Raw genomic sequence first — 22,575 nt, 5'->3', positions numbered from 1 at the left:
GCAGTAAGCGATAGGTGATGCTTTGAGATCGCAAGTTCAGAACTTGCGATCGCATTTTTATCCAGACTTTGCTCGATACTCAACCTTAGGCAGAGCCTTGCCTAGGGTTGTCTCACTCAAAACTAGCACTCTAGAACTTTGCCTGACTCAGGCTAAACACCTTCAATAGCTTTCTACCGCAGAACAAAGCAAACCCCAGCTCAAATTCCCTAATCACTTAGAGGGCTTTAGAGCTGGGGTTTACCCACACGCCCAGGAAATCAACAAGATTTCCTGGGCGTTCATGAGTTCATTTAGTTCATGAACTAAACATAGAGCTACGCAACAGCGCGCTGTGCTCGAATCGCATGCCAAAGATGTCCACCCAGACAGAGGACGCCCAGAATCAACTGGGTCGCCGCGCCGCCACTGCGGTCAGCACCGAACAGCTCAGGAGCATAGGCCACATCACAGTAGTTGACAAACAAAGCAGAACTCAGACCCATTAGCGCCAAAGCCGCCAGACTGTAGGACAAAACCGCTTCACCTGAGTAAGACCAAGGCTTGGCTTCAATCCCAAAAGGTGTACTGAGAATGTGAAAGGTACCCCCAGCTAGCTCAAGAGCGCCAATAAGAAAATGACCACCGACGAGGGTTTCCATATTATCTACGGCTGCCATGCCAATGGGAGTCCAGCCACCATTCGCGATGCCAAAGATATAGCCCAACATGGGTAAGGGGTTGAGGTTCGGTGAAATTTGGTGTACATCACCCACGGTCGGGTCGTAGATGCCGCCGCCGAAACTTGCATTGGCCGCAAAGGCCAGACAGGCAGCACCCAAAAAGAGTAGGTGATGACCCAAAATAAAAGAAAGTTTCTTCGGCTCACCCCAGGTGTATTCGAACTTAGGAGCTAAGGTGTCACCTTCATCATCCGCCAAGACATTGGGGCCTTTGAATGTGTGGTAGAGACCGCCTGCTGCCAATACCGCTGAAAGGGTCAAGTGCAGGACACCAATCACGAAGTAGGGATAGGTATCTAAAATCTCACCGCCAGGTCCAACGCTGACGCCTAGAGCGGCAATGTGGGCCATCAAGTAAGCGCCCTGCTCAGGCAGAGGAACGCCGGGGGTAAAGCCCGCGACTTCTTTAACGAGAATGGCACCGGCCCATAGGGTGATCAGGCCCGCGTGGGCTAGGTGAGCGCCGAGCAGTAGGCCCGATGAATCTAGAAAGCGAATATTTCCGGCCCACCATTCAGTGGTAAATCCGCCGCTGGGGGGAGTGTTTCTTCCCTGTCTGCCGCGGCCTTTGGCCTTACCTTTATTGCCCTTGACGTTGCCCTTGGCGTTGCCTCGGCCTCCGCGTAGAAATGTTGTCACAACTGTGGTCCTCTTTCGTCATACACGACAAATATCAATGTGATGAATCTGCAGCAGCTAAAGATTTAGATATATAGGCTAACCAAGCGTAAACCTTTGTTCTGCAATAGAAACCTTTATTTAAACCTGCTCATCATTCATCGTAGCTCGGTGACATGCAACGGCCTGTAAAAGACAAGGGCGACAGTTAAAGATTGAGCCTGAAGCTGCAACCCACTGTCACCCTCGCAGTTAAGACATGTAGCTAAGTGCTAATGCTTATATTTCCAGGCTGACGCACGTGGAAAAATTACTCGGCTGTAATAGAAGAAAGGGCTTGAGGGACACGGTTAAAGTCAAAGCCACTTGCTCTCAAAGCATGCCACAAATGTCCCTGCAGCATCATGAAAGCCAAGAAGAAGTGGAAGTTACAAACCCAGAAGCGAGCAGTATGGCCACCTACAAATTCGAGCGTATCTGCAAAGTAAGGCGTAACGCTAAGCTTTGCCTCTAGAACAGGTCCGTACAGTTCTACTGGGAAAGCAACATCATTCACGGCTGTGAAGTAAGCTGCATTGAAGCCCATTACCGCTAGACCCGCAAGGGCATAGGACAGTAGACCTTCGCCATTTTGAACGTAAATTCGCTTGGCAAAGCCGAACGGAGGAACAACAATGTGGAAGATACCGCCAGCAATCTCAAGGATTGCCACGAATAGATGGCCGCTCATCACGTCATCAAGGTTATCAACTAAGAAAGGGTTGAATCCAGGAACAGCCCAGCCATACTTAAGGATTCTGACGATATTGAGGCTTGGGCCTACTGTCCTAACTTCACCAATGGTGGGGTCATAGATACCGTAGGTTGCAGCCCAGCCCACGAAAAGCAGACAAGCAACACCAATGAAAATCAGGTGATGGCCGAGAATGAAGCCAGACTTTTTGGTGTCATCCCACTCAAAGTGAAATTTCTGTGCCCGCTCAACATCGGCATCAGAGAGCACAGCTGCTCCTTTTACTGAGTGATAGAGTGCGCCAGCTGCATAGACGGCACATCCTACTAGGTGAATAACACCAATGATGAAGTAGGGATAGGTGTCAACGATGACACCGCCGGATCCAACGCCCCAGCCTAAACGGGCCAACTGAGGAATACAAATGAGGCCTTGCTCATACAAGGGAATATCTGGGTTGTACCGAGACAACTCAAACAAGGTGAAGGCGCCTGCCCAAAAAGCCATCAAAGCAATTTGGCCGATGTGCGCAGCAAGAAACTTGCCGCTTAAATCTTCTACACGGGCATTGCCATTAATCCAGCCGATTTCGGCATTGGAAGTGGTCATTGTTATGATTTCTCCTCGTCATATATATCAGTGCCACAGCAGTGCCACCGCTTCTTAATATTCAGTGCCACCGTTTCTTTATGATATGAAACTGCTTACAAAGTACTACGAGACTAGGCTCTACTTCAAATTTCTTAAGTGCTTTCTAATGATTGAGCCTAGGGCGATACACCATAGCTAAAAACATGCTGAGAGCTAGATAGAACAGCGCTGCTGAAGGACTTGAGACCCATAACGCGAGCAGGTGAACTGCCGATCTTTCAAGACTAGTAGACCCAAACAAATACAAAAATACATAAAGATATGTAAATTAAGTGGATCCATATTTTCTGGCAGATAGCTATTTCGCTTTTGTAAGGAATTGAATGGTTTAGCGATGGTTTAGCTCATGTGTTGTATTTCTGCAGACTGTGTGACTAAGCTATTTGTCCTGCGTTTTGTTCGGAGGTAACTCAATGAGTTCTGCTTTGAATTTGCCCGGATAAATGGGGCTCGTGAGCGAGGCGTTGCAGGTGATGCTCATCTCAAGTTTTATTGCAGGATGCAAAGATTTGCGAAATATTTGAAGGGAGGCTACATTTTTTTTTGCGATCGCAAATTCCCTCAGCAGGCTAATGCTCAAGGTGGAGGTCAGCAGTGATAGAATTCCAACGTCTAGGCATTCTCAAACGAGGTTTTACAGTGGTCCAAACGCCTTTACCACCCTCACGGCACGCGACTGACAACTCGCTGCAGGAGTGGCTGACGTCTCTAGCGGAGCGAGTCATCGACGGAGAGCCTCTTGATCGGGCGACCGCCCTTGAGTTGACGCAAATTGAAGGTCAAGACAACATCTTGGCGCTGTGCGCAGCCGCCAATCAAGTGCGTCAAGCCTGTTGTGGCAACACCGTCGACCTCTGCAGCATTGTTAACGTTAAATCAGGAAGTTGCTCAGAGAACTGCTCCTTTTGCGCTCAATCAGCTCATCATCCCGGCGAGGCATCGCCGATCTACGGGCTGCAGTCAAAGGAAGATATCCTAGAGCAGGCTAAGGCTGCTGAATCTGCGGGTGCCCGTCGCTTTTGTTTGGTTAGCCAAGGCCGTGGTCCCAAATATGCTGGCGCTAGCTCCACTGAATTTGAGCAGATCCTAGACACCGTGCGCACGATTATCTCCGAGACCGACATTAAGCCTTGTTGTGCCCTGGGAGAAGTGACAGCCGACCAGGCACAGTCTCTGCGAGAGGCTGGTGTGACTCGATACAATCACAATCTAGAGAGTTCTGAAGCATTCTTCCCTCAGGTGGCTACTACCCACCGCTGGCAGGATCGCGTTGAGACGATCAAAACCCTCAAAGCTGCTGGGATTCAGGCCTGTACCGGCGGCATAATGGGGCTTGGTGAATCCTGGGAAGACCGCGTTGATCTGGCGCTAGCCCTTAGAGAGCTTGAGGTTGAGTCGGTTCCCTTAAACTTGCTCAACCCACGCAGTGGGACACCCTTGGGCGACAATCAAAGATTAGACCCCTATGACGCCTTGAAAGCGATCGCAATTTTTCGACTGCTGTTACCTCAGCAAATTCTGCGGTATGCTGGCGGCCGAGAATCTGTGATGGGTGAGCTACAGGCACTAGGTCTGCAGGCCGGAATTAACGCCATGTTGGTGGGGCACTATCTCACAACCCTGGGGCAGCCGCCTGAGCAGGATCATGCCTTGTTAAGTCAGTTAGGTCTCGAAGGTGGCGAAGCTCCTATTCCAGGTACCTACTCCGTTGCCCAGCAAATTCCCTAAATCACAGGTGCTTTCCCCTCTTGATGAACTGCTGTGGGCCATAATCGGCTTGCTGCTGACTGTAAGTGGTGTCTTCATTGAAGTCTCTTTATCCATCCCTACCGGTTGGCCTTTGGCCTGGGGGGAGATGCAAGCATACTCCCTGGGTTCAACCCTGCAGGTGGGCGCTGTCTTGCTGATTGGCTGCGTCGGCGGCAAAAACGCAGCTGCTCTCTCTCAAATTGCCTATCTAGCGCTTGGCTTGAGTGGTGCTCAGGTGTTTGCCCAGGGTGGGGGCTTAGGCTACTGGCAAGAACCGACGTTTGGCTATTTGTTGGGCTTCTTGCCTGCGGCTTGGCTGTGCGGGTATATTGCCTTTCGGCAACCTCGACGGTTTGATGCCATCGTATTGAGCTGCTTGGTTGGGCTGTTGGTGATTCACCTATTGGGATTAGTTTATCTAACGGGCTTATCCCTATTCGGTTCCTTGCCTGAAGGTTGGTGGTCTGCTGTTCTCCAGTATTCTTTCACGCCTTTTCCAGGACAGCTTTTGATGATCTGCGCTGTGTCGCTGATCGCCTTTATCTTTCGCCGCCTGTTGTTTTACTAAATGAATTTTAGGAATTTTCTATTTTGGTTGGCCGCGCTCACGAGTTTGGTGCTAGATCGGCTGACAAAAGTCTGGGTTGTGCAAACGTTTGAGCTGACCGTTCCCGCTGATACTTGGCCCCTCTGGCGCAATGTCTTTCATTTCACCTACGTCATCAATACCGGCGCTGCCTTTAGTTTATTTCAGGGCGTAGATTGGCTGCGCTGGCTATCTTTGCTGGTGTGTCTTGTACTGGTGGGGGTCGGTTTACTTAATTCTCGGCTTTTAGTCTGGGAGCAGGCTGGCTATGGTTTTTTATTGGGCGGAGCTGCAGGCAATGGTATTGATCGCTGGGTGACCGGCCATGTGGTGGATTTCCTTGATTTTCGGTTGATTCAGTTCCCCGTCTTCAACGTGGCTGACATTGCGATAAATTTAGGGCTCGCCTGCCTCTTGTTTTCGGCATGGCGGCATGGCGGATCTCATCGCAAAGACAATGCTCCCTCCCCTTAAGGCATCAGCTCTGTCTAGCCGCTTTCAACGTATCGATTCAACGTATCGATCAAGATGCTTCTGTGGCCGAGCTAGTCGAGAAATATAACATCACGCATCTAATTCAGCTAGTAACGGCTACGAATGCGCGGATCAAACGAAAGATTGAGATCCTAGCGGCACCGCACGGCAAGATTCTGGCACCTGAGCCGAGATTGACCTAAACTAATATGAATATTTTCAGCTTGCTTTTCTAAAAACTCAATTTAAAGTTTGCTTATTGCAGTAACTGCTGCTAGGCAATTCCGGCGATAAGAGATCTCACTTGACAAGCTTATTTCTGTCTTTTCTTCGATTTTCCCCTCGCCGCCAAGGATGATATCAGTGCCTTCTCAAACGCAACCCTCACTCACAGATCTAGAAGAAAACTCAGGACCCCACGGTAATAGCAATGTAGATCGTCAAATGATTGCCATCCTTGATTTTGGCTCTCAGTATTCTGAGCTGATTGCTCGCCGTATCCGTGAGACTCAAGTTTATTCTGAGGTGCTTTCCTACCGCACGACGGCAGAGCAGCTTAAGCAGCTTAACCCAAAGGGCATTATTCTATCTGGCGGTCCCAATTCGGTTTATGCAGATCACGCCCCAGTTTGCGATCCAAAGATTTGGGATCTGGGACTTCCCGTTTTAGGGGTCTGCTACGGTATGCAACTGATGGTTCAGCAGCTTGGTGGACGGGTAGAGCCATCGAAAACGGCTGAATACGGTAAAGCCTCTCTTGTCATTGATGATCCAACCGACTTGCTGACCAATGTTGAGTCGGGAGCAACGATGTGGATGAGTCACGGGGATTCAGTTACACAACTACCTGATGATTTTGTAGTGTTGGCTCATACGACCAACACGCCCTGTGCTGCGATCGCAAATCATCAACACAGACTATACGGGGTTCAGTTCCACCCTGAGGTCGTCCACTCTGAAGGCGGACAGGCACTCATCCGAAACTTTGTTTATCACAGTTGTGAATGTGAGCCCACCTGGACGACGGATGCCTTCGTCGAAGAAGCAATCCGGGAAGTGAAAGCTAGAGTGGGTGATAAGCGAGTTTTGCTAGCGCTTTCGGGCGGCGTTGATTCATCAACGCTGGCTTTTCTGTTGCACAAAGCTATTGGCGATCGGTTGACCTGCATGTTTATCGATCAAGGGTTCATGCGTAAGGGCGAACCCGAACGATTGGTAAAGCTGTTTCAAGAACAGTTCCATATTTCTGTTGTTCACGTGCAAGCCCGCGAGCGCTTTTTGGCTCAGCTTGACGGGGTAATGGACCCCGAAGTTAAACGTAAGCGAATCGGTCACGAATTCATTCAAGTCTTTGAAGAAGAATCAAGACGCTTGGGACCGTTTGATTATCTGGCACAGGGAACGCTTTATCCAGACGTTATTGAATCCGCCGACACCAACGTTGACCCGGCGACAGGTGAGCGAGTGGCCGTTAAGATCAAAAGCCACCACAACGTGGGTGGCTTGCCCAAAGACCTCAGATTTAAGCTTGTTGAGCCGCTACGGAAGCTCTTTAAAGACGAAGTTCGTAAAGTAGGTCGTTCGTTAGGACTGCCTGAAGAAATTGTCAATCGGCATCCTTTCCCAGGACCAGGGCTAGCCATCCGAATTATTGGCGAAGTTACAGCAGAGCGCCTCAATATCCTGCGAGATGCTGACTGGGTTGTGCGCCAAGAGATCAACCGCTCTGGCTACTACCACGATTTTTGGCAAGCCTTTGCGGTATTACTGCCCATTCGCAGCGTTGGTGTCATGGGAGACCAGCGAACCTACGCTCACCCCGTTGTACTACGGTTTATTTCCAGTGAAGATGGAATGACAGCGGACTGGTCACGCGCACCCTATGAGCTGCTGGAAACCATCTCCAATCGGATCGTTAATGAGGTGAAGGGCGTCAACCGCGTTGTCTATGACATTACCTCTAAGCCACCGGGGACCATTGAGTGGGAGTAAGCCACGAGGAACGATGTATATACGTATAAATTATCCCAGTACTTTTCGAATCGTTTGCTCCGTTTCCGCATAGGCATCTTCACCAATGTGGTCATAGACTATTGCGCCCTCTCGATTTGCGAGGAATAAGTGGGGCCAGTAACGGTTTTGGTAGGCTTGCCAAGCCAGGTATTGACTGTCTATCGCGACTGGGTAGGTGATTTCGCGTTCTTTGAGTGCGTCTTTGACGTTGTTGATATCGTATTTAAACTGTAGTTCCGGTGTATAGAACCCCAACACGGACGAGTCCCCGATCGGCATGTTTTTGATGTCAGCTTGTTAAATAGAGCAGTGTTCTTCGGCTGTTAATACAGGCAAAAGTCCAGAACTGTACCGCTACAACCTTGCCCTTTGGGCCCGCAACCGTTATGGGCGAAGAGTTGAGCTAATCGCTAATGCCGATGAACTCTGGCATGATGGGTAACCTGAGACACGACTCTACCTTTCGCTGCGAAAGACTGAGGCATGAGGGAAGCTGAAACAGGTCGCTTATGATGCATTCTATGAGGATGCGCCGACGGCACCTGCCAATCCCAATCTAAAGTATGTCAAGAGATGGCGTCGCGGCCAATTCATTGAGGTTGCTTCTAAGGTTGGCCGTGAATTCCCGGCACTTTATCTGTTGTGCTTTGGTTGAAGGTAAGGAAAGACTGAGCGTTGAAGATTTTGCCTCATCGAACCGTAAAATCAAGCAGAATAAAGAAAACAATCTTACCTTCAAGGCCATAATGCAAGCAGAATATCGTCAGCGCCGTCAGCAGTTGATGGCCAAACTCGGCTCTAGTACCGCTATCTTTCGCAGCGCGCCCATGGCCGTTATGCACAGCGATGTTGAGTACAATTTCCGCCAAGATAGCGATTTCTTCTACCTAACGGGGTTCAATGAATCCAATGCGGTGGCGGTCCTCGCTCCCCATCATGAAGAGCATCAATTCGTGCTGTTCGTGCAGCCAAAGGATCCTGAGAAAGAAACCTGGACAGGCTATCGTACGGGGGTGGATGCGGCAAAGGCTGAGTATGGTGCTGATGAGGTTTATCCGATTGCCGAGCTAAATGAGCACTTGCCCCAATATTTGGCGCAGGCCGACCGCATCTACTATCATTTGGGACGCGATCGCAACTTTAATCAAACCATCCTCAATCACTGGCAGCGCTTGCTTTCGAAATATCCCAAAGAAGGCGTTGGCCCCGTTGCCATCGAAGATCCGATCACCATTCTGCCGCCCCTGCGTGTTGTCAAAAGCGATCAGGAACTTGCCACCCTTCGTAAAGCCATTGAAATTTCTGTAGAGGCGCATAATCTAGCCCGAGACATGGCTCAGCCCGGTCGTTACGAATATGAGATCCAAGCCGAAATGGAGCGTCTCTTTCGCCTCAAAGGAGGCGTCGGTCCCGCCTATCCTTCCATTGTCGCTTCGGGCTTTAATGCCTGCATTCTTCACTACACCGAAAACAATCGACAGCTCCAGGACGACGACCTGCTACTCATTGACGCCGGATGCAGTTACGACTACTACAACGCCGACATCACTCGTACCTTCCCCGTGAACGGACGCTTCACTCCTGAACAAAAAATTCTGTATGAATTAGTTTTAGAAGCCCAAATCCAGGCCATCAATCAGGTTCAACCTGGGAATCCGATTAATGCCTACCATGATGCTGCCGTCCGCGTCCTGACAGAAGGCTTAGTGGACTTGGGACTGCTGGTGGGTGACGTTGATAAACTGATCGAAGAAGAAACCTATAAGCCTTTCTATATGCACCGTACGGGACATTGGTTAGGTCTAGATGTCCATGATGCGGGTCCCTATAAGCAAGATAAAGAAAACTGGTTGCCCTTCCAGCCCGGTCAGGTGATTACTGTAGAGCCGGGTCTCTACATTGGTCTTGATATTCAATTAGCCGAAGATCAGCCAGAAGTACCAGAGCGTTGGCGCGGTATTGGCATTCGAATCGAAGATGATGTCCTCGTCACTGCAGCCGGACATGACGTACTGACTAAAGCTGTTCCAAAAGCGGTGGAAACGCTGGAACAGGCCTAAGGATTGCATCGTCTTGAACCCAAAAGAAGGTATGGTGTTGTGGGTATTTAGCCCCCCTGTTAAAGAGTGATCCGCTAATATTGAAAATCTACTAATTTCCCTAGAAAAAACCCATGACTGCCACCGATCAACGTCCGACGCCACCTGCCGCACTGGTTCTTCAGTTTGTCGGTATCATCTTAGTCCTGACCTTTTTCTTGGACTTTGTGATTCGTCTGATTGCGCTGCCTGTCTCTACTGAAGAGATGCAGTACAACTTGCTGAATGAATTGATTGATCGTGGCGTTATGCCTCTCATCGGACTAGCGCTTGTCTACATGGGGTTTTGGCTTAAACGATCGGTGATTCCCTTCAAGAGTAGTGGTGGGCCTTGGAAAGATTCCAATTTTTGGACCTTTGTGTTTGCAAGTCTGTTGGGTTTGCTGTTCTTAATCGTGATTCCCTTCCACTATGCGAAAACGGGTGAATTGTTTACCAAAGGAATGGAGCAGTTCGATCAACGAGTCGCCCAGGATGAATTGAGGGTTCAGCAGGGACAGCGGCAGCTCGAACAGGAAAAACAGCAGTGGCAAGCGATTTCAAAAGATTCTAGTCAAATTGATGCCCTGTTACAAAGTCCTCAGATTCCACCGCAGCAAAAAGCTGCCCTCCAGCAGCTTAAGCAAGATCCGGCAGCCTTAGAGAAAGCGGCTCAGAACACTTTGGTGCAAATTGAAGAGAATCTGAAGCAAGTGAAAACACAGCAGGGTGAACTAGAAAAGCGAAAGGCAGAACAGATTGAGCAAGCGAAAGGTGAGCGATTTATGTCCCGAACTCGCTCTGCTCTGCGGAGTGTTTTGTTAGCTGCTGGGTTCGCAGTCATCGGCTGGACCGGTCTGCGAGACTCTCGTTGAGAGATTTCAAGAACCGATGTTGAAAAAATTGCGCTAATATGAGTGCAAGAGATAATTCTTTACATAAAGCTGAAGCGCCGACTGCTCAACTGATGGCAAATCTTTATCTCCATTAATCTTAGCGGTCAAGGAGCTTGAAGGTTTCGTGGACAGGCGATTAAAAGTGCTCCTGGGGCGGTTCCAGCAGGATCTCAAAACGGACTTGATCGCAGGTTTGCTGGTGGTCATTCCCCTCGCGACAACGATCTGGATATCGGTGACCACCTCTGTTTGGGTCATTCGCTACCTGACGCGAATTCCGAACCGTCTTAATCCCTTCCCAGACGTTAATCCATTTTTGCTGGGCCTTATTGACCTGAGTGTAGGGCTCGTGGTGCCGCTGTTGAGTATTCTGCTCATCGGTTTGATGGCTCGAAATTTTGCGGGGCGATGGCTGTTTGACTGGGCTGAGCGAACGCTTTTAGTCATCCCGCTGGTTAGCAATGTCTACAAGACTCTTAAGCAAATTGTAGAGACGTTGCTTAAGGATTCACCCAGCAAATTTCGCCGCGTCGTATTGGTGGAATATCCTCGCAAAGGCTTGTGGGCAATCGCATTTGTGACTGGGACGATTACAACCCCGATTACCGCAGCGCTGCCTTGTCCGATGGTCAGTCTATTTATTCCGACTGCTCCTAACCCCACCACAGGCTGGTATTCCCTAGTGCCCGAGGCGGAAGTTATTGATATCGATTTAGCGGTCGAGGATGCCTTTAAGCTAGTTATCTCTGGTGGTATTGTCACCCCCGACTGGTCAAAGTTAGTGGCTGACCCCGAAACGAATTTTCAGGATAGCGAATCGACCCTTGCGGAATCTCGTCTCAATTTAAAGAAGCTCTGGACTGCAGGAACCGGAACACAGAAGCAGAAAAAATCTGTGCTGTGAAGCCACCAGCAACCCTGAGGATTCAGCAGCGGAATGGGCCGTGATCTAGGTGAACGCAGAACCCTCTAATTTCTAAGTTCAGGTCAAGCAAGCGCTAATCACCTAGATGCTCTTTGACGACAGTGACGAGATGCTCGGTCCATTGGTTTGTCAATACCTGGGTCGAAGCTTCCACCATCACCCGAATGACCGGCTCAGTCCCGGAGGCTCGCACCAAGACACGTCCTTGATCTCCCATGTCACTGATGGCCCGATCAATGGCTGTCTGGAGCGGCTGACACTCTTCCCAGTGACGCCGGCGTTCTCGATCTTCGACACAGACGTTTTCTAGACGCTGAGGATAGGTCTTGAAGCTATCGTCAAGAAGGGAGACCAAGCAACCACCGGTCTGTTTAACAATGGTCGCTAAATGCAGTGCCGTTAGTAAGCCATCTCCCCCAATCCCATAATGAGGGCAAAGAATATGACCAGACTGTTCACCGCCCAGCATGGCGCCTGTATTCACCATTTCGGCATGAACGTACTGATCACCCACCGCAGATCGGATTAAAGTGCCGCCTTGGGCTTCCCAGGCCCGCTCGAAGCCGAGGTTAGACATGACGGTTGCCACAATCAGATTGTCTGGAAGCTGCTGCTGCTGACGGAGCTGTTGCCCCCAAAGATAGAGAATGTAGTCGCCATCTACGACGCGCCCTTGGGCATCAACGGCAAGGACTCGATCTGCATCGCCATCGAAGGCAAAGCCAATATCGGCCTGGTTTTCAATGACAGCGGCCTGAAGCAGGTCTAAGTGGGTGGAGCCACAGCCCACATTGATGCGGCTGCCATCTGGTCGCTCATGTAGGCAAATTACTTCTGCCTGTAGGCTACGAAAAACGTCGGGCGCAGTTAGAGTTGCAGCTCCCCAAGCAAGGTCTAATACGACTTTTAGGCCTTTGAGATTCTCTTGGATGGGATTGAGCAGGGCTTCAGTATATTTCTGCGTCAGCTCTGGCCGATGGGAGTGCTGTCCCCAAGGGGTCATGCTAGAAAGCTGCTCAATTTGGCTGATCCGCAAATGAGACTCGATCTCTTTCTGTCGCGTTCTTGAAAGCTTTGTACCGTCTGCTCCGAAAAATTTAATGCCGTTGTCGGCTGGGGGATTGTGGCTCGCAGAAATCATAACGCCGCCAAGAGCGTCTGTTGCGTTTGTTAAGTAGGCAACCGCTGGAGTTGGGCATAGCCCTAAGTTCCAGACGTCGATACCCGCAGCCGTTAAGCCTGCTGACAGTGCCATCGCTAGCATGTCGCTAGAGTTGCGGGAGTCTTGACCAATGATGAAAGGATGCTTACCTGCAGTGCCCTGCTGCAGAACTCTTCCAGCCCAAAAGCCAACGTGGAGGGCAAGCGCTGGCGTTAGATCTCGACCGGCTTGGCCTCGAATCCCGTCTGTTCCAAAAAGAGGCGCGCGGGTTTCCGTGCGAGAGGATAAAGACTTACCCGTATCCTTGCCAGATTTCAAGACCTGGGTTGATGCAACCATGATTTCCACACTCCACACAAACCGGACAACGTAATGCTCAGACCATAGCTGTAACCTGTCGCAAAAGCTACAATCGATTTAATCTAAGCGCTTAATGTATTTCACTACCATAAACGTCCGTGATCTTAACACCTAGTATAGGTAAGTTAATACCTACGGTAGGTATAGATTACTGTTAATGACGTAGATTCTGCTATTACTTCCGGGAGTATGGGACTTGAATTCGCAGCCCAAATATTTTCATTCCGTCCTTATCCTTGCCTAGCTAAACCATGCTTTTGCAATCTCCACCCCGTCGCCCTGGCTCTGAACGTGTTGTTGGTGAGGGGCTACGTAGCTTTGTTTTTGTCGGTTTTGTGACCGTCGTTTTATTTGGTGCGCTTGGGTCCCGGCTGGGTGTTCTTCAGCTTGTGCAGGGAGAACGCAATCGTGAACTTGCCAATGAGAATCGGATCAGGCTGATTCCTAAGCGACCTGAGCGGGGTAAAATTCGCGATCGCAAAGGTCGAGACCTCGCCACCAGCGATTTCACCTACTCTGTGTTTGTCTGGCCCTTGGTGCAAGGCGACTCGCAGTGGCCGCGTACCCTTAAGATTCTTTCCAACATTTTGCAGATTCCAGAAACTGAGATTCAAAAGCCTCTCGAAGAAGCGGGCGAAAATTCCCCATCGTTGGTGCGCATTTCCCAAGGGTTAAGCTTTCCTCAGGTGGTTGCCCTTGAAGAGCGCAGCACCGAACTCGTGGGCGTTGAAATAGATAAGGAAGCCATTCGGTTCTATCCCCATGGAGAATTGGCCGCTCAGGTGCTGGGTTATATTGGCGAAATTAATGCTGAAGAATATGCGGAGAAAAAAGATCAGGGATATCGGCTAGGGGACGTGATTGGCAAGTCGGGTCTAGAATCGCAGTATCAAGAGACGTTGCACGGTGTCTGGGGTGGGCAACAGGTTGAAGTCGATGGTGCTGGCGGTATTGTCAGAGTCCTCGGACAAAAGCCGCCACAAGCTGGTGACAGTATCACCCTGACCCTGGATTTAGATGTCCAAAAGGCTGCAGAACAGGCGCTCGGAAATCGACCTGGTGCTGTGGTTGCCCTGGATCCACGAGATGGTTCAGTGCGGGCAATGGTGAGCCATCCGGGGTTTGATCCTAACTGGTTCGTGCAGGGAATTAGTTCAGCAAATTGGAAAACAATCCAGGAGCGCAAGTTCCCGCTGGTGAATCGCGCCACTCGAGCCTTCCCCCCAGCTAGCACCTTCAAGGTGATCACGGCTGTTGCTGGGATGGAGTCGGGTAAGTATGCGCCCAATGCACGGCTCTCAACCTACGCCTCTATCCACGGGGTTGGGTCTTGGAACGGGGCTGGGTTTGGCGTCATTGGTTTTCGTCAGGCATTGCAGTGGAGCAGTAACACTTTCTTTGGTCAAGTTGCGGTAAAGGTGGGGCCAGACGAAATGCTGAAGTGGTCCCAACGATTTGGGATGGGTGAAAAAACGGGGGTTGATTTACCCAGCGAGTCAGCCGGTTTTATCCCTACTCCCACCTGGAAGCGCAAGGTGTTTGAGAATGACTGGTATCCAGCTGATTCGGTGATGGTGTCTATTGGTCAAGGGGCGGTGCAGGCTAGTCCGCTTCAGGCTGCTGCGATGTTTGCTGCGATCGCAAATGATGGCTATCGGGTCAAACCCCATTTTCTTAGGACGGATGCACCGGCTGAGAGCTATCGAACGTCACTAGACCTCAAGTCCAGCACTCTAAAAACGATTCAAGCGGGGTTGCGCGATGTTGTGACTAGTGGGACTGGTAAGGCCCTGAATGTCCCAACGTTACCTCCCTCAGCAGGCAAGAGCGGGACGGGGGAGGATCCTCCCCGACCAACTCATACCTGGTTTGGTGGCTATGCCCCCTTCGATAAACCTGAGCTTGTGGTGGTGGCCTTTGGACAAAATACGGGGGGCGGAGGCGGCTCTACCTGTGGTCCCATTGTGCGTCAAGTGCTTGAAGCCTACTTTAAACACAATCCAGTTAAAAAGAAAACCTGAGTAGTGTCCTGCTATAGCTCAATTTCTCCGTTAAAGATTTGCTGGAGCGTTGCGGCGTTGGGGTAGCCCTTGCTTTCGGCAAGCTGATAGTATTTGTCGCGGCTGGCTTCGTCGCCAGAGTAGTGGTAAGCCACTGAGAGATTTGCATACAGAGTCGGATCGTCAAAGTCATACTTCAAGGCTTTTTCGCCATTTGCGATCGCAACGTCATACTCCTTTTGCAAAATATTTATTACCACCAAACTTCCATAGACTTCTGGGTTATCAGATTTAACCTCTAGTGCCTGATCGTAATACTTGATCGCCTGCTCCAGGTCCCCTGCTTGGCGAGCGATAGACCCTAAACCGACATAGGCATTATCGTTCTTTGGATCAAGTTCGATGGCCTTATTGAAGAAAGTCTTAGCTTCCTCATGATTGTCTTTCTTGAGGGCGATCCAGCCCAAAATGCGATGCCCATCAGCAGACTCAGGATACTCTTCGATATAGGCACGAGCCTCCGGCTCTACCTGCTCATACTTCCCCGTAAACAGATCTTGAGAAATCTGTTCCAACCGCTTTCGATCCTCAATTTGCGCCAGAGCGCCACAGGCAATCATCAGCATCATAACGGCAGCTAACAAGAGTCGTTTCATCTTAATTCTCCTGAGACGTAGAGTTTCTGTTGATCCGGGTTTGACTCTAGACTGCCCTTCAGCAATGGCAAATGGCCATTTCTGTCATAGATCTCCATTTATTTGAGAGGATATTCCTCAGTGGATGGGAGGATACTTTGCGCAAGCTACTGCAGCTATCCCGATGGATCGATCGGGCAAATGACCGTGTTGGTTATTTGGTCACTCTTCTAGTGCCCTTGATGCTCCTGTTGGGCGTCTGGAATGTGGTCGGTCGCTATGTTGGGCGATTGGTGGGACAGAACCTGAGTTCTAATGCCTTCATCGAAGGTCAATGGTATATCTTTTCCCTCATTTTTCTGTTGGGTGCAGCCTATACGCTGCGCCACAACGACCATGTCAGAGTCGATGTGCTCTACAGCAATAGATCTCCCCGCCAGAAAGCTATCGTAAACCTGTTGGGCAGCCTTCTCTTTTTGATCCCTTTTTGTCTGATGGTGATGGGAGCCTCTTGGAGCAGCATTATGGCCTCTTGGGCCAGAGGTGAAATCTCCCCTGATCCCGGCGGGCTGCCTCGCTATCCCATCAAGTCTGCAATTCTAATCTGCTGCACCCTGCTGAGCCTTCAGGGACTGTCTGAGGCAATTAAGAGCTGGGCTATTCTAAACCGCCCTAATGCAGAGGAGCCGCCGCATGGGGATTGAATTGCTAGCCGCAGCCCTTTTTAGCATTGCGGTGCTCCTGTTTGCCTTGCAAGTTCTAGTTCCTCAATGGGATTTGAGAACTGCGATGACCGAAGGCAGGATACTCACCCTCGTTACTCTCGTTGCGGCTGCCGGTCTTTATTACTTCTTTTGGCTAGATCCACAGTGGCTGGGACCGGCCATGTTTGTCGCTGCTTTAGTGCTGCTCGTCCTAGGCTATCCCGTTGCCTTTTCTCTCGGAGGGGTTGCCATCTTATTTGCGCTGCTGGGCAGCAGTTTAGAAGTCTTCGACGATGTGATGTCCTACGTGGTGCCCCTAGGGGATCGGTTGGAGCTGTTTGACTTCAATTTGCTCACTGCCATGCCAGAGCGGATCTTTGGCATGATGTCCAATTACACTCTCTTGGCGATCCCCTACTTCATTTTTATGGGGTCGATGCTAGAGAAATCAGGATTGGCCGAAAAGCTCCTTGAAACCATCGGTATTTTGTTCGGACCGTTAAGAGGCGGTTTAGCCTTAGCCGTGATTTTTGTCGGAGCCATGCTGGCGGCCACCACGGGTGTCGTAGCCGCATCTGTGGTGGCAATGGGGCTGATCTCTCTGCCGATCATGCTGCGCTACGGCTATAACAAGGAGCTAGCGACCGGTGTGATTGTTGCTTCAGGGACTTTAGGACAAATTATTCCACCCAGCGTCGTGCTGGTGGTGCTGGGCGATCAGTTGGGGGTCTCGGTAGGGGATCTTTTTCTGGGGGCTTTACTGCCTGGGCTAATGATTTCTGCAGCCTTTGCGCTCCATGTAATTGTGGTGTCCCTTATAAAGCCTGAGGTGGCACCGGCCCTTCCCGCAGAGGTGCGTAATGTGAAGGGTCTGGACTTGGCTCAGCGAGTTGTGACGGTTATGATTCCGCCCCTCGTTTTGATTCTGCTGGTCTTGGGCAGTATCTTTTTTGGTGTTGCGACCCCCACTGAAGCGGGTGCCTTGGGCGCCCTAGGCGCCGTGCTATTGGCATGGGCCAACGGTCAGTTCACGGCTCCCAAGTTAGTAGAAGTCTCAGACGCTACGCTGCGGATTACCAGCATGGTGATGATGATTCTAGTGGGATCAACAGCCTTTAGTCTTGTTTTTCGAGGACTAGATGGCGATCGCTTTATGTTCGATCTGTTGCTCAATGTGCCGGGAGGGCAGATGGGCTTTTTGCTGGTTAGCATGCTGACAGTTTTTTCCCTAGGCTTTTTCATTGATTTCTTTGAAATTGCTTTCATTGTCATCCCGCTATTTGTCCCAGTGGCCCGATCTCTCGACATTGATTTGATCTGGTATGGCGTCTTGCTAGGCGTCAACCTGCAGACTTCATTTTTGACGCCACCCTTTGGATTCGCTCTCTTTTATCTGCGTGGTGTGGCTCCTCCAGAAATTAAAACATCAGAGATTTATCGGGGTGCCGTTCCCTTTATTCTTCTGCAGCTTTTTGTACTGGTGCTTTTGGTGGCTTTCCCCGGCATTGTAAATATCTTGCCGTCCCTTGCCCAACGCTAATCTCTAGGGTTTTATTGCAGATTATTCGGCGGGTTTTGCTACTGTTTTATTCAGCCCATAAAAATCTTTAAAGGCATGAAATAATCCTGAATCTAAATGGCACTTTTATTGTCCTTCAAAGCAATCCCGTGAATTTTCTGAGGCTCTGACTAGTCCAGAGCGATACGATGATATAAACGAAAGCTCTGTGACCTCGATCACAGCAGTCTGAGCTAAAACGTAGCTACTGTGTTTCTCTCACTGCAATCGTTTTGCCATAGGGTAAAAATGACGAAAGCCAACCAAAAATTGCCTTTAAGACATTTATTTTGTATTTTTTTCTGCTCATGGGCAAGCCAATCAGGACGTCGGGAGCAGCAAGGGTTTGCGTTGCCCTTGGCCCTGGGTCTGGGATTTGTCATGTTGACCTTAGGCGTAACCACTGTGCTTGTCTCACAGGGTGGCTTGAACTCATCTGTACAGCGTCGAAACGGTGGAGCAGGCTTTGCTGTTACGGAGGGAGGGGTTGCTCGAACCCTGGCACAATTCACTCAGCCCAACAACTCTGTTTTGCTGTCTCGGAACTACGACACAATTAATCAAAAGACTGGCAAAACCTATTTAGGGAGGGACGGTATCCCCAACAGTGGCGACGAACGTGGGGATGCGATTGATGAATGGACTGGTTATGACCCCAGCGATTTATCTTGCTTTCGAGTCAAAGGCTGGGGGGCACCCACGCTTGTAACCACAGGCGAAATCGGCAGCGGCAGTTCCTATACGATTCGGGCCTACCGCTTTGATGAAACTCAAGGTATAGGGACTCTCTTAGTTGAGGGGCATCAAGGTGACCAACATTCATCTGTCATGATCAAGCTTTCGGTAAAACCAGATTTAGATGATTTTCCTGGTCTACTGATGCATGTCCCGGAACCCGATACGTCTTGGGAGACGGGAGTACTAGCTCTCAGGGGACGCGAGATCTTAGGCAGCAAAGGTAACGTATATTTTGCTCCTGCTAATTCTCCTGATTCATCATTGACGGATACATCTGCTCCAGAAGACAGCGATCGCCAAAATTACTTAAACGGGATATGGTCAACCTCTGCAAACGATGGTGCGAATGGTGACACTATCTCTGGCGATATTACAGGATGCCAAATGACGGTCACGCTACCCGACGGTATCAAAGGCACTAACTTGGGCACCATTAATTCCAGCACAACGCTGAGAGGGGTGGGTGGGAATTCCCCCACTCTTTATCAGCTCGACAAGATTGATCTGGCCGGTGCCGATACCCTGACCGTCGATACGACAGTTGGCCCTGTTTATATCGATATGACGGCTGACGGAAGCCATCCTCAGCTCAGTATTACCCTCAGAGACACAGCTAAAATTCTCAATGTCCGCACAGATGGGCAAGCTCCCCGTGTCGGAGACTTACGAATCAAGGCTAGAGCGGATAACTTGGTCCGGCTGTATGATCAGAGCTGTATTCAGAATGCCTTTCTGTGGATTTGGCGAGACGAACTACGCCTTATGACTTCGGGACCGGGCTGCCCTAGCGGGAGAAATACGAACTTTGAAGGAGTTGCTTGGGTCGAAGCGATTCTCAGCTCCAAAAACGCAGCGGGTAATCGAAACGTCAACTTTCTTGGCTATACCGGTCAAGAGTACGACACGCTCGTGACTCCAGGGGCCACCTCTGGCATTGCTGTTCCTGAAGATGTATCGAGTCTTTCCGATTTGCTGAAATATACAGATTGGCCTGCTCGCTACCGATTCGGGGACGTACTCAACTGGCAGCGTATCCGGTTGTAACGGACCATCTCTGTTCGCGTGAATTTAGAGATTGGAGACTGTTGGCTAAGAGCTATGACTGAAATTTACAGCTCGAACGGCAAGTAAGATTTTATCAATGTCGGCTAGCGGGTTCGCGGCGACAGAACGTAGCCAATGTGCGCCTTGAACTGTGCATGTTGATAATATTCCAGAAGGCAGACTCGCATAAAAATCTTGCGTCGTTCCCAGAGTCGGTTTAAACAAGGTCACTCCAGTCCTGGGCATGCCCCATAGCTCGAAGTGTTCATCATCAGCAATTTTCTCGGCAAAATGGTTCGCGAGCATCATTGCTCGGTCAATGCGTTCGACCATTCCTCTGCGGCCCCAAGCGATCAGGGTTGCGAGTAGAGGTATTGCTGCAGCGCCTCGTGAACCTTGGAGCCCGATATTGGGTTCAGCCAGGTATCCACTGCTGAGGCTGATTGCAGGCGTGACATATTCAGGGTTACGGAAAAGGATAAGTGCCGAGTCTTTCGGTTGAAAAAGCCACTTATGAGCAGAGATTGTCACTGAGTCGGCTGCTTCGATTCCATTAAGTAAGTGGGAATACGTTGGACTCAAACGAAGTGGTCCGCCCCAAGCTGCATCAATATGGGTCCAAGCGGCACGACCCGCAAGCTCTAATGGATCAATCATCCCGGTGGTGGTTGTCCCGGCTGTGAGAACTAAGCAAGCATCTGTCAGATTGCCTAGGTGCTTGGGGTCAAGTTGCTGATGCTTATTGGTTGCAATTTCTTCATAGGGTAAGCCCAAGATTAAGGCCGCTTTGCGAATGCTCAAGTGTGCAGATTTAGAGGCAATGACTCGACGAACCCTTCCTGCATCTCTTGCTGCCCACAGTGCCGTCAAGTTGGAAATTGTAGATCCAGAGCACATGTGACCCCCACCCATTCCAAAAAACGGAGTCAGCCAACGGATCACTCGCTGCTCAGCTTCAGTCGCAAATGGTGCTGTTTCTTGATGGAGAAGATTCTGATTGAGCCGGGCATTCCAGAGGGCCATTGCCCAGGTAATCCAAGGCGTTGGTGGATCCATATGGGCAAATGCATCTGATGCATCTAGTTTTGCTGCACCGCCCAAGACGTGAGGAGCGAGCAAATCAAGCGTCCTGTTCTCGCCTACCCCCATCTCTGGAAGAGTCTCTGGCAGATCATCTGGGTCTGGTGGGATCTGACGTAGTAAAGCAACGGCTCGGTCTAAGTCCGTACTGGATCTAAAGCTGTGATCATACCCATTCATATGTAAACCCTTGATGTTGTAATTCTAGCGATTTGGCTTAGTTTAGTCGGGACTTCCGGGGCCTGCTTTGAGCCTTAGTTGCCAGGGTGACTACCCAAAATCATTCTTTACAAAAGGGCCATCTTTCCAGAGCATAGGAAAGGACACAAACCCCTGTTGGAGAAGCAATCCGTGGAAAGAACATTTTTAGCTGTCAAACCTGATGGCGTACAGCGAAGCTTGGTAGGCGAAATTATCAGCCGCTACGAAGCGAAGGGGTTTACCCTAGTGGGGCTGAAACTGATGCAGGTGAGCCGAGAACTGGCAGAACAGCATTACGGAGAGCATAAGGAAAGGCCCTTTTTCCCTGGACTGGTAGACTTCATTACCTCTGGTCCAGTGGTGGCAATGGTTTGGGAAGGTAAAGGGGTCGTCGCTGCTGCTCGTAAGGTGATTGGATCTACGAATCCTCTTGAGTCGGATCCAGGAACTATTCGCGGCGATTTTGGTGTGGATATTGGCCGCAATATTATCCACGGATCTGATGCGGTGGAAACGGCCCAGCGTGAGATTGACCTATGGTTCAAGTCTGAGGAGTTGGCAGCTTGGGAACCTACTTTGACCCAGTGGATTTACGAGTAGATTTCTAAGCTTTACTCGTTGACGGCCTGAGGTTCTTCTCGCGTTCGCTCACTTAGTTCAGAGATTAGGGTGGGTAGCTCGGAAGCCTCAGGTTCTTCGTCTGGTGCTGATGTAGATAAAGGATCGGAGTCATCGGGTTCACGTTTGGAAAATCCCCAGGCGAAGATGGTTGCGATCGCAACGACCATGACCCACTGCGGCGGCACCAAACTATCATTGAAGACCTTTACTAATAATCTGAGGCCCACTAGGGCGACCGTGACATAACCCGCATCCTGTAGGCGAGGATAAATTTCGAGCCAGCGAATGAACAGCTCTGCCATGAAACGCAGCGTGATAATGCCAATTACGCCCCCAGCGACCACTAACCAGCGATTGTCAGAAAGCGCAATTGCTGTCGTAACGCTATCTAAAGAAAAAGCAAGGTCCGTAACTGCAATCATTGGAATGGCCTGCCACAGGGACTCAAACCGAGGACCATGATGTGAATCATCTTCGCCATCATTTGAGCGGAAGTAGTCAATCGCAAGCCAGAGAAGATAGCCTGCCCCTAACAGCTCAAACTGCCAGAACTTAATGACCCAGGTGGCTGTGAAAATGAGCGCCATCCGCATACCGAAGGCTGCGATCAGACCCAAGTTGAGCGCGCGACGCTGCAGATCGGGTCCCTCCAGTCCCTTCACAAGTGCAGCCAGTGCAATTGCATTGTCCGCCGATAGCACCGCCTCAAGAGCAATCAGGATTACGATGACTAAAATCGCGTCAAACCCAGCCTGAGGGGAAATTTCTATAACCTGATCAACCATGGAGACCTGATAAGCGCAGCAAAAAAATAAAAATATAGACAGCAAGCGTCTACTCTTATCTTCAACCTAACCTTAAATGCTAGTTCTCTGCATAGCAGATTTTTACGGCTTAACTAAAGAATGCGGCTTGAGAGTCGTTCACTTAGATCTCCTGATGGCGTTGAAGCCCGTGCCAGCAGACCGCCTTGAGAATGTTTCATCATGTAACAAACCATTCCCCTTTGCCCCGATTTGACCGACAT

The 22,575-nt window shown here is 50.2% G+C and carries 19 protein-coding genes; 12 read left to right on the top strand and 7 right to left on the bottom strand.

All coding sequences use genetic code 11. From position 1 onward, the window contains the following. Positions 1–317: 317 nt before the first annotated feature. Entirely contained in the window at positions 318–1,361 is a 1,044-nt protein-coding gene (locus tag C1752_RS18980) for a hypothetical protein (protein WP_110987628.1), read from the bottom strand. A 289-nt stretch (positions 1,362–1,650) separates the two neighbouring features. Next, a complete protein-coding gene (locus tag C1752_RS18975) occupies positions 1,651–2,682 on the bottom strand; it encodes a chlorophyll a/b binding light-harvesting protein (RefSeq protein WP_110987627.1) in 1,032 nt (343 codons plus the stop codon). Between the two features lie 741 nt (positions 2,683–3,423). Here C1752_RS18975 and bioB point away from each other — a divergent pair. From bioB to guaA, 4 genes are all read left to right on the top strand, one after another. Further along, the gene (bioB, locus tag C1752_RS18970) at positions 3,424–4,452 is read left to right on the top strand and encodes a biotin synthase BioB (protein WP_370664158.1); all 1,029 of its coding nucleotides are present in this window, start codon (positions 3,424–3,426) and stop codon (positions 4,450–4,452) included. Next, entirely contained in the window at positions 4,433–5,041 is a 609-nt protein-coding gene (locus C1752_RS18965; RefSeq protein ID WP_233501725.1) for a biotin transporter BioY, read from the top strand. The genes bioB and C1752_RS18965 overlap by 20 nt, the downstream gene beginning before the upstream one ends. Further along, entirely contained in the window at positions 5,042–5,533 is a 492-nt protein-coding gene (gene lspA / locus C1752_RS18960; RefSeq protein ID WP_110987625.1) for a signal peptidase II, read from the top strand. It begins immediately after the preceding gene. Between the two features lie 354 nt (positions 5,534–5,887). After that, entirely contained in the window at positions 5,888–7,525 is a 1,638-nt protein-coding gene (gene guaA / locus C1752_RS18955; protein ID WP_110987624.1) for a glutamine-hydrolyzing GMP synthase, read from the top strand. A 30-nt stretch (positions 7,526–7,555) separates the two neighbouring features. On the opposite strand, the gene C1752_RS29375 is transcribed toward guaA, so the two are convergent. Beyond that, positions 7,556–7,825, bottom strand: coding sequence for a thioredoxin domain-containing protein (locus C1752_RS29375; protein WP_233501724.1), 270 nt, complete (start codon positions 7,823–7,825; stop codon positions 7,556–7,558). Between the two features lie 467 nt (positions 7,826–8,292). On the opposite strand from C1752_RS29375, the gene C1752_RS18945 reads away from it, so the two are divergent. The 3 genes from C1752_RS18945 (at position 8,293) to C1752_RS18935 (ending at position 11,424) form a co-directional block, all read left to right on the top strand. Further along, complete coding sequence (locus C1752_RS18945; RefSeq protein WP_110987656.1) at positions 8,293–9,606, top strand: aminopeptidase P N-terminal domain-containing protein; 1,314 nt, start codon at positions 8,293–8,295, stop codon at positions 9,604–9,606. Between the two features lie 113 nt (positions 9,607–9,719). Further along, entirely contained in the window at positions 9,720–10,499 is a 780-nt protein-coding gene (locus C1752_RS18940) for an HpsJ family protein (RefSeq protein ID WP_110987623.1), read from the top strand. A gap of 145 nt (positions 10,500–10,644) precedes the next feature. Then, positions 10,645–11,424, top strand: coding sequence for a DUF502 domain-containing protein (locus C1752_RS18935; RefSeq protein ID WP_199464449.1), 780 nt, complete (start codon positions 10,645–10,647; stop codon positions 11,422–11,424). Between the two features lie 94 nt (positions 11,425–11,518). Here the strand turns inward: C1752_RS18935 and glmM are convergent, their stop codons facing one another. Beyond that, positions 11,519–12,946, bottom strand: a complete 1,428-nt coding sequence (gene glmM, locus C1752_RS18930) for a phosphoglucosamine mutase (protein ID WP_110987621.1) — start codon at positions 12,944–12,946, stop codon at positions 11,519–11,521. 272 nt (positions 12,947–13,218) lie between these two features. On the opposite strand from glmM, the gene mrdA reads away from it, so the two are divergent. Next, a complete protein-coding gene (gene mrdA / locus C1752_RS18925) occupies positions 13,219–14,988 on the top strand; it encodes a penicillin-binding protein 2 (RefSeq protein WP_110987620.1) in 1,770 nt (589 codons plus the stop codon). 11 nt (positions 14,989–14,999) lie between these two features. Here the strand turns inward: mrdA and C1752_RS18920 are convergent, their stop codons facing one another. Further along, the gene (locus C1752_RS18920; RefSeq protein ID WP_110987619.1) at positions 15,000–15,623 is read right to left on the bottom strand and encodes a tetratricopeptide repeat protein; all 624 of its coding nucleotides are present in this window, start codon (positions 15,621–15,623) and stop codon (positions 15,000–15,002) included. Positions 15,624–15,760: 137 nt separating this feature from the next. On the opposite strand from C1752_RS18920, the gene C1752_RS18915 reads away from it, so the two are divergent. The 3 genes from C1752_RS18915 to C1752_RS18905 all read left to right on the top strand — a co-directional run bounded on the left by C1752_RS18915 (position 15,761) and on the right by C1752_RS18905 (position 19,646). Beyond that, positions 15,761–16,306, top strand: coding sequence for a TRAP transporter small permease subunit (locus C1752_RS18915; protein WP_110987655.1), 546 nt, complete (start codon positions 15,761–15,763; stop codon positions 16,304–16,306). A 181-nt stretch (positions 16,307–16,487) separates the two neighbouring features. Further along, entirely contained in the window at positions 16,488–17,846 is a 1,359-nt protein-coding gene (locus C1752_RS18910) for a TRAP transporter large permease (protein ID WP_199464452.1), read from the top strand. Positions 17,847–18,113: 267 nt separating this feature from the next. Further along, positions 18,114–19,646, top strand: coding sequence for a hypothetical protein (locus C1752_RS18905; RefSeq protein ID WP_233501721.1), 1,533 nt, complete (start codon positions 18,114–18,116; stop codon positions 19,644–19,646). Between the two features lie 45 nt (positions 19,647–19,691). On the opposite strand, the gene C1752_RS18900 is transcribed toward C1752_RS18905, so the two are convergent. Beyond that, on the bottom strand, positions 19,692–20,906 hold the full coding sequence (locus C1752_RS18900) for a pyridoxal phosphate-dependent decarboxylase family protein (protein WP_110987618.1): 1,215 nt from the start codon (positions 20,904–20,906) through the stop codon (positions 19,692–19,694). A 171-nt stretch (positions 20,907–21,077) separates the two neighbouring features. Between C1752_RS18900 and ndk the strand changes: the two genes are divergently transcribed. Then, positions 21,078–21,527 carry a nucleoside-diphosphate kinase gene (gene ndk, locus C1752_RS18895; RefSeq protein ID WP_110987617.1) on the top strand — a complete coding sequence of 150 codons (450 nt, stop codon included), beginning with the start codon at positions 21,078–21,080 and terminating at the stop codon, positions 21,525–21,527. Positions 21,528–21,538: 11 nt separating this feature from the next. On the opposite strand, the gene C1752_RS18890 is transcribed toward ndk, so the two are convergent. Beyond that, on the bottom strand, positions 21,539–22,333 hold the full coding sequence (locus tag C1752_RS18890) for a MeeY/MeeF family manganese export membrane protein (protein WP_110987616.1): 795 nt from the start codon (positions 22,331–22,333) through the stop codon (positions 21,539–21,541). Positions 22,334–22,575 lie beyond the last annotated feature (242 nt).

Source organism: Acaryochloris thomasi RCC1774 (assembly GCF_003231495.1).
Taxonomy (GTDB): Bacteria; Cyanobacteriota; Cyanobacteriia; order Thermosynechococcales; family Thermosynechococcaceae; genus RCC1774.
Note: the sequence above shows the minus strand (reverse complement) of the source record. Positions and strands in the feature narration are given on the sequence as shown.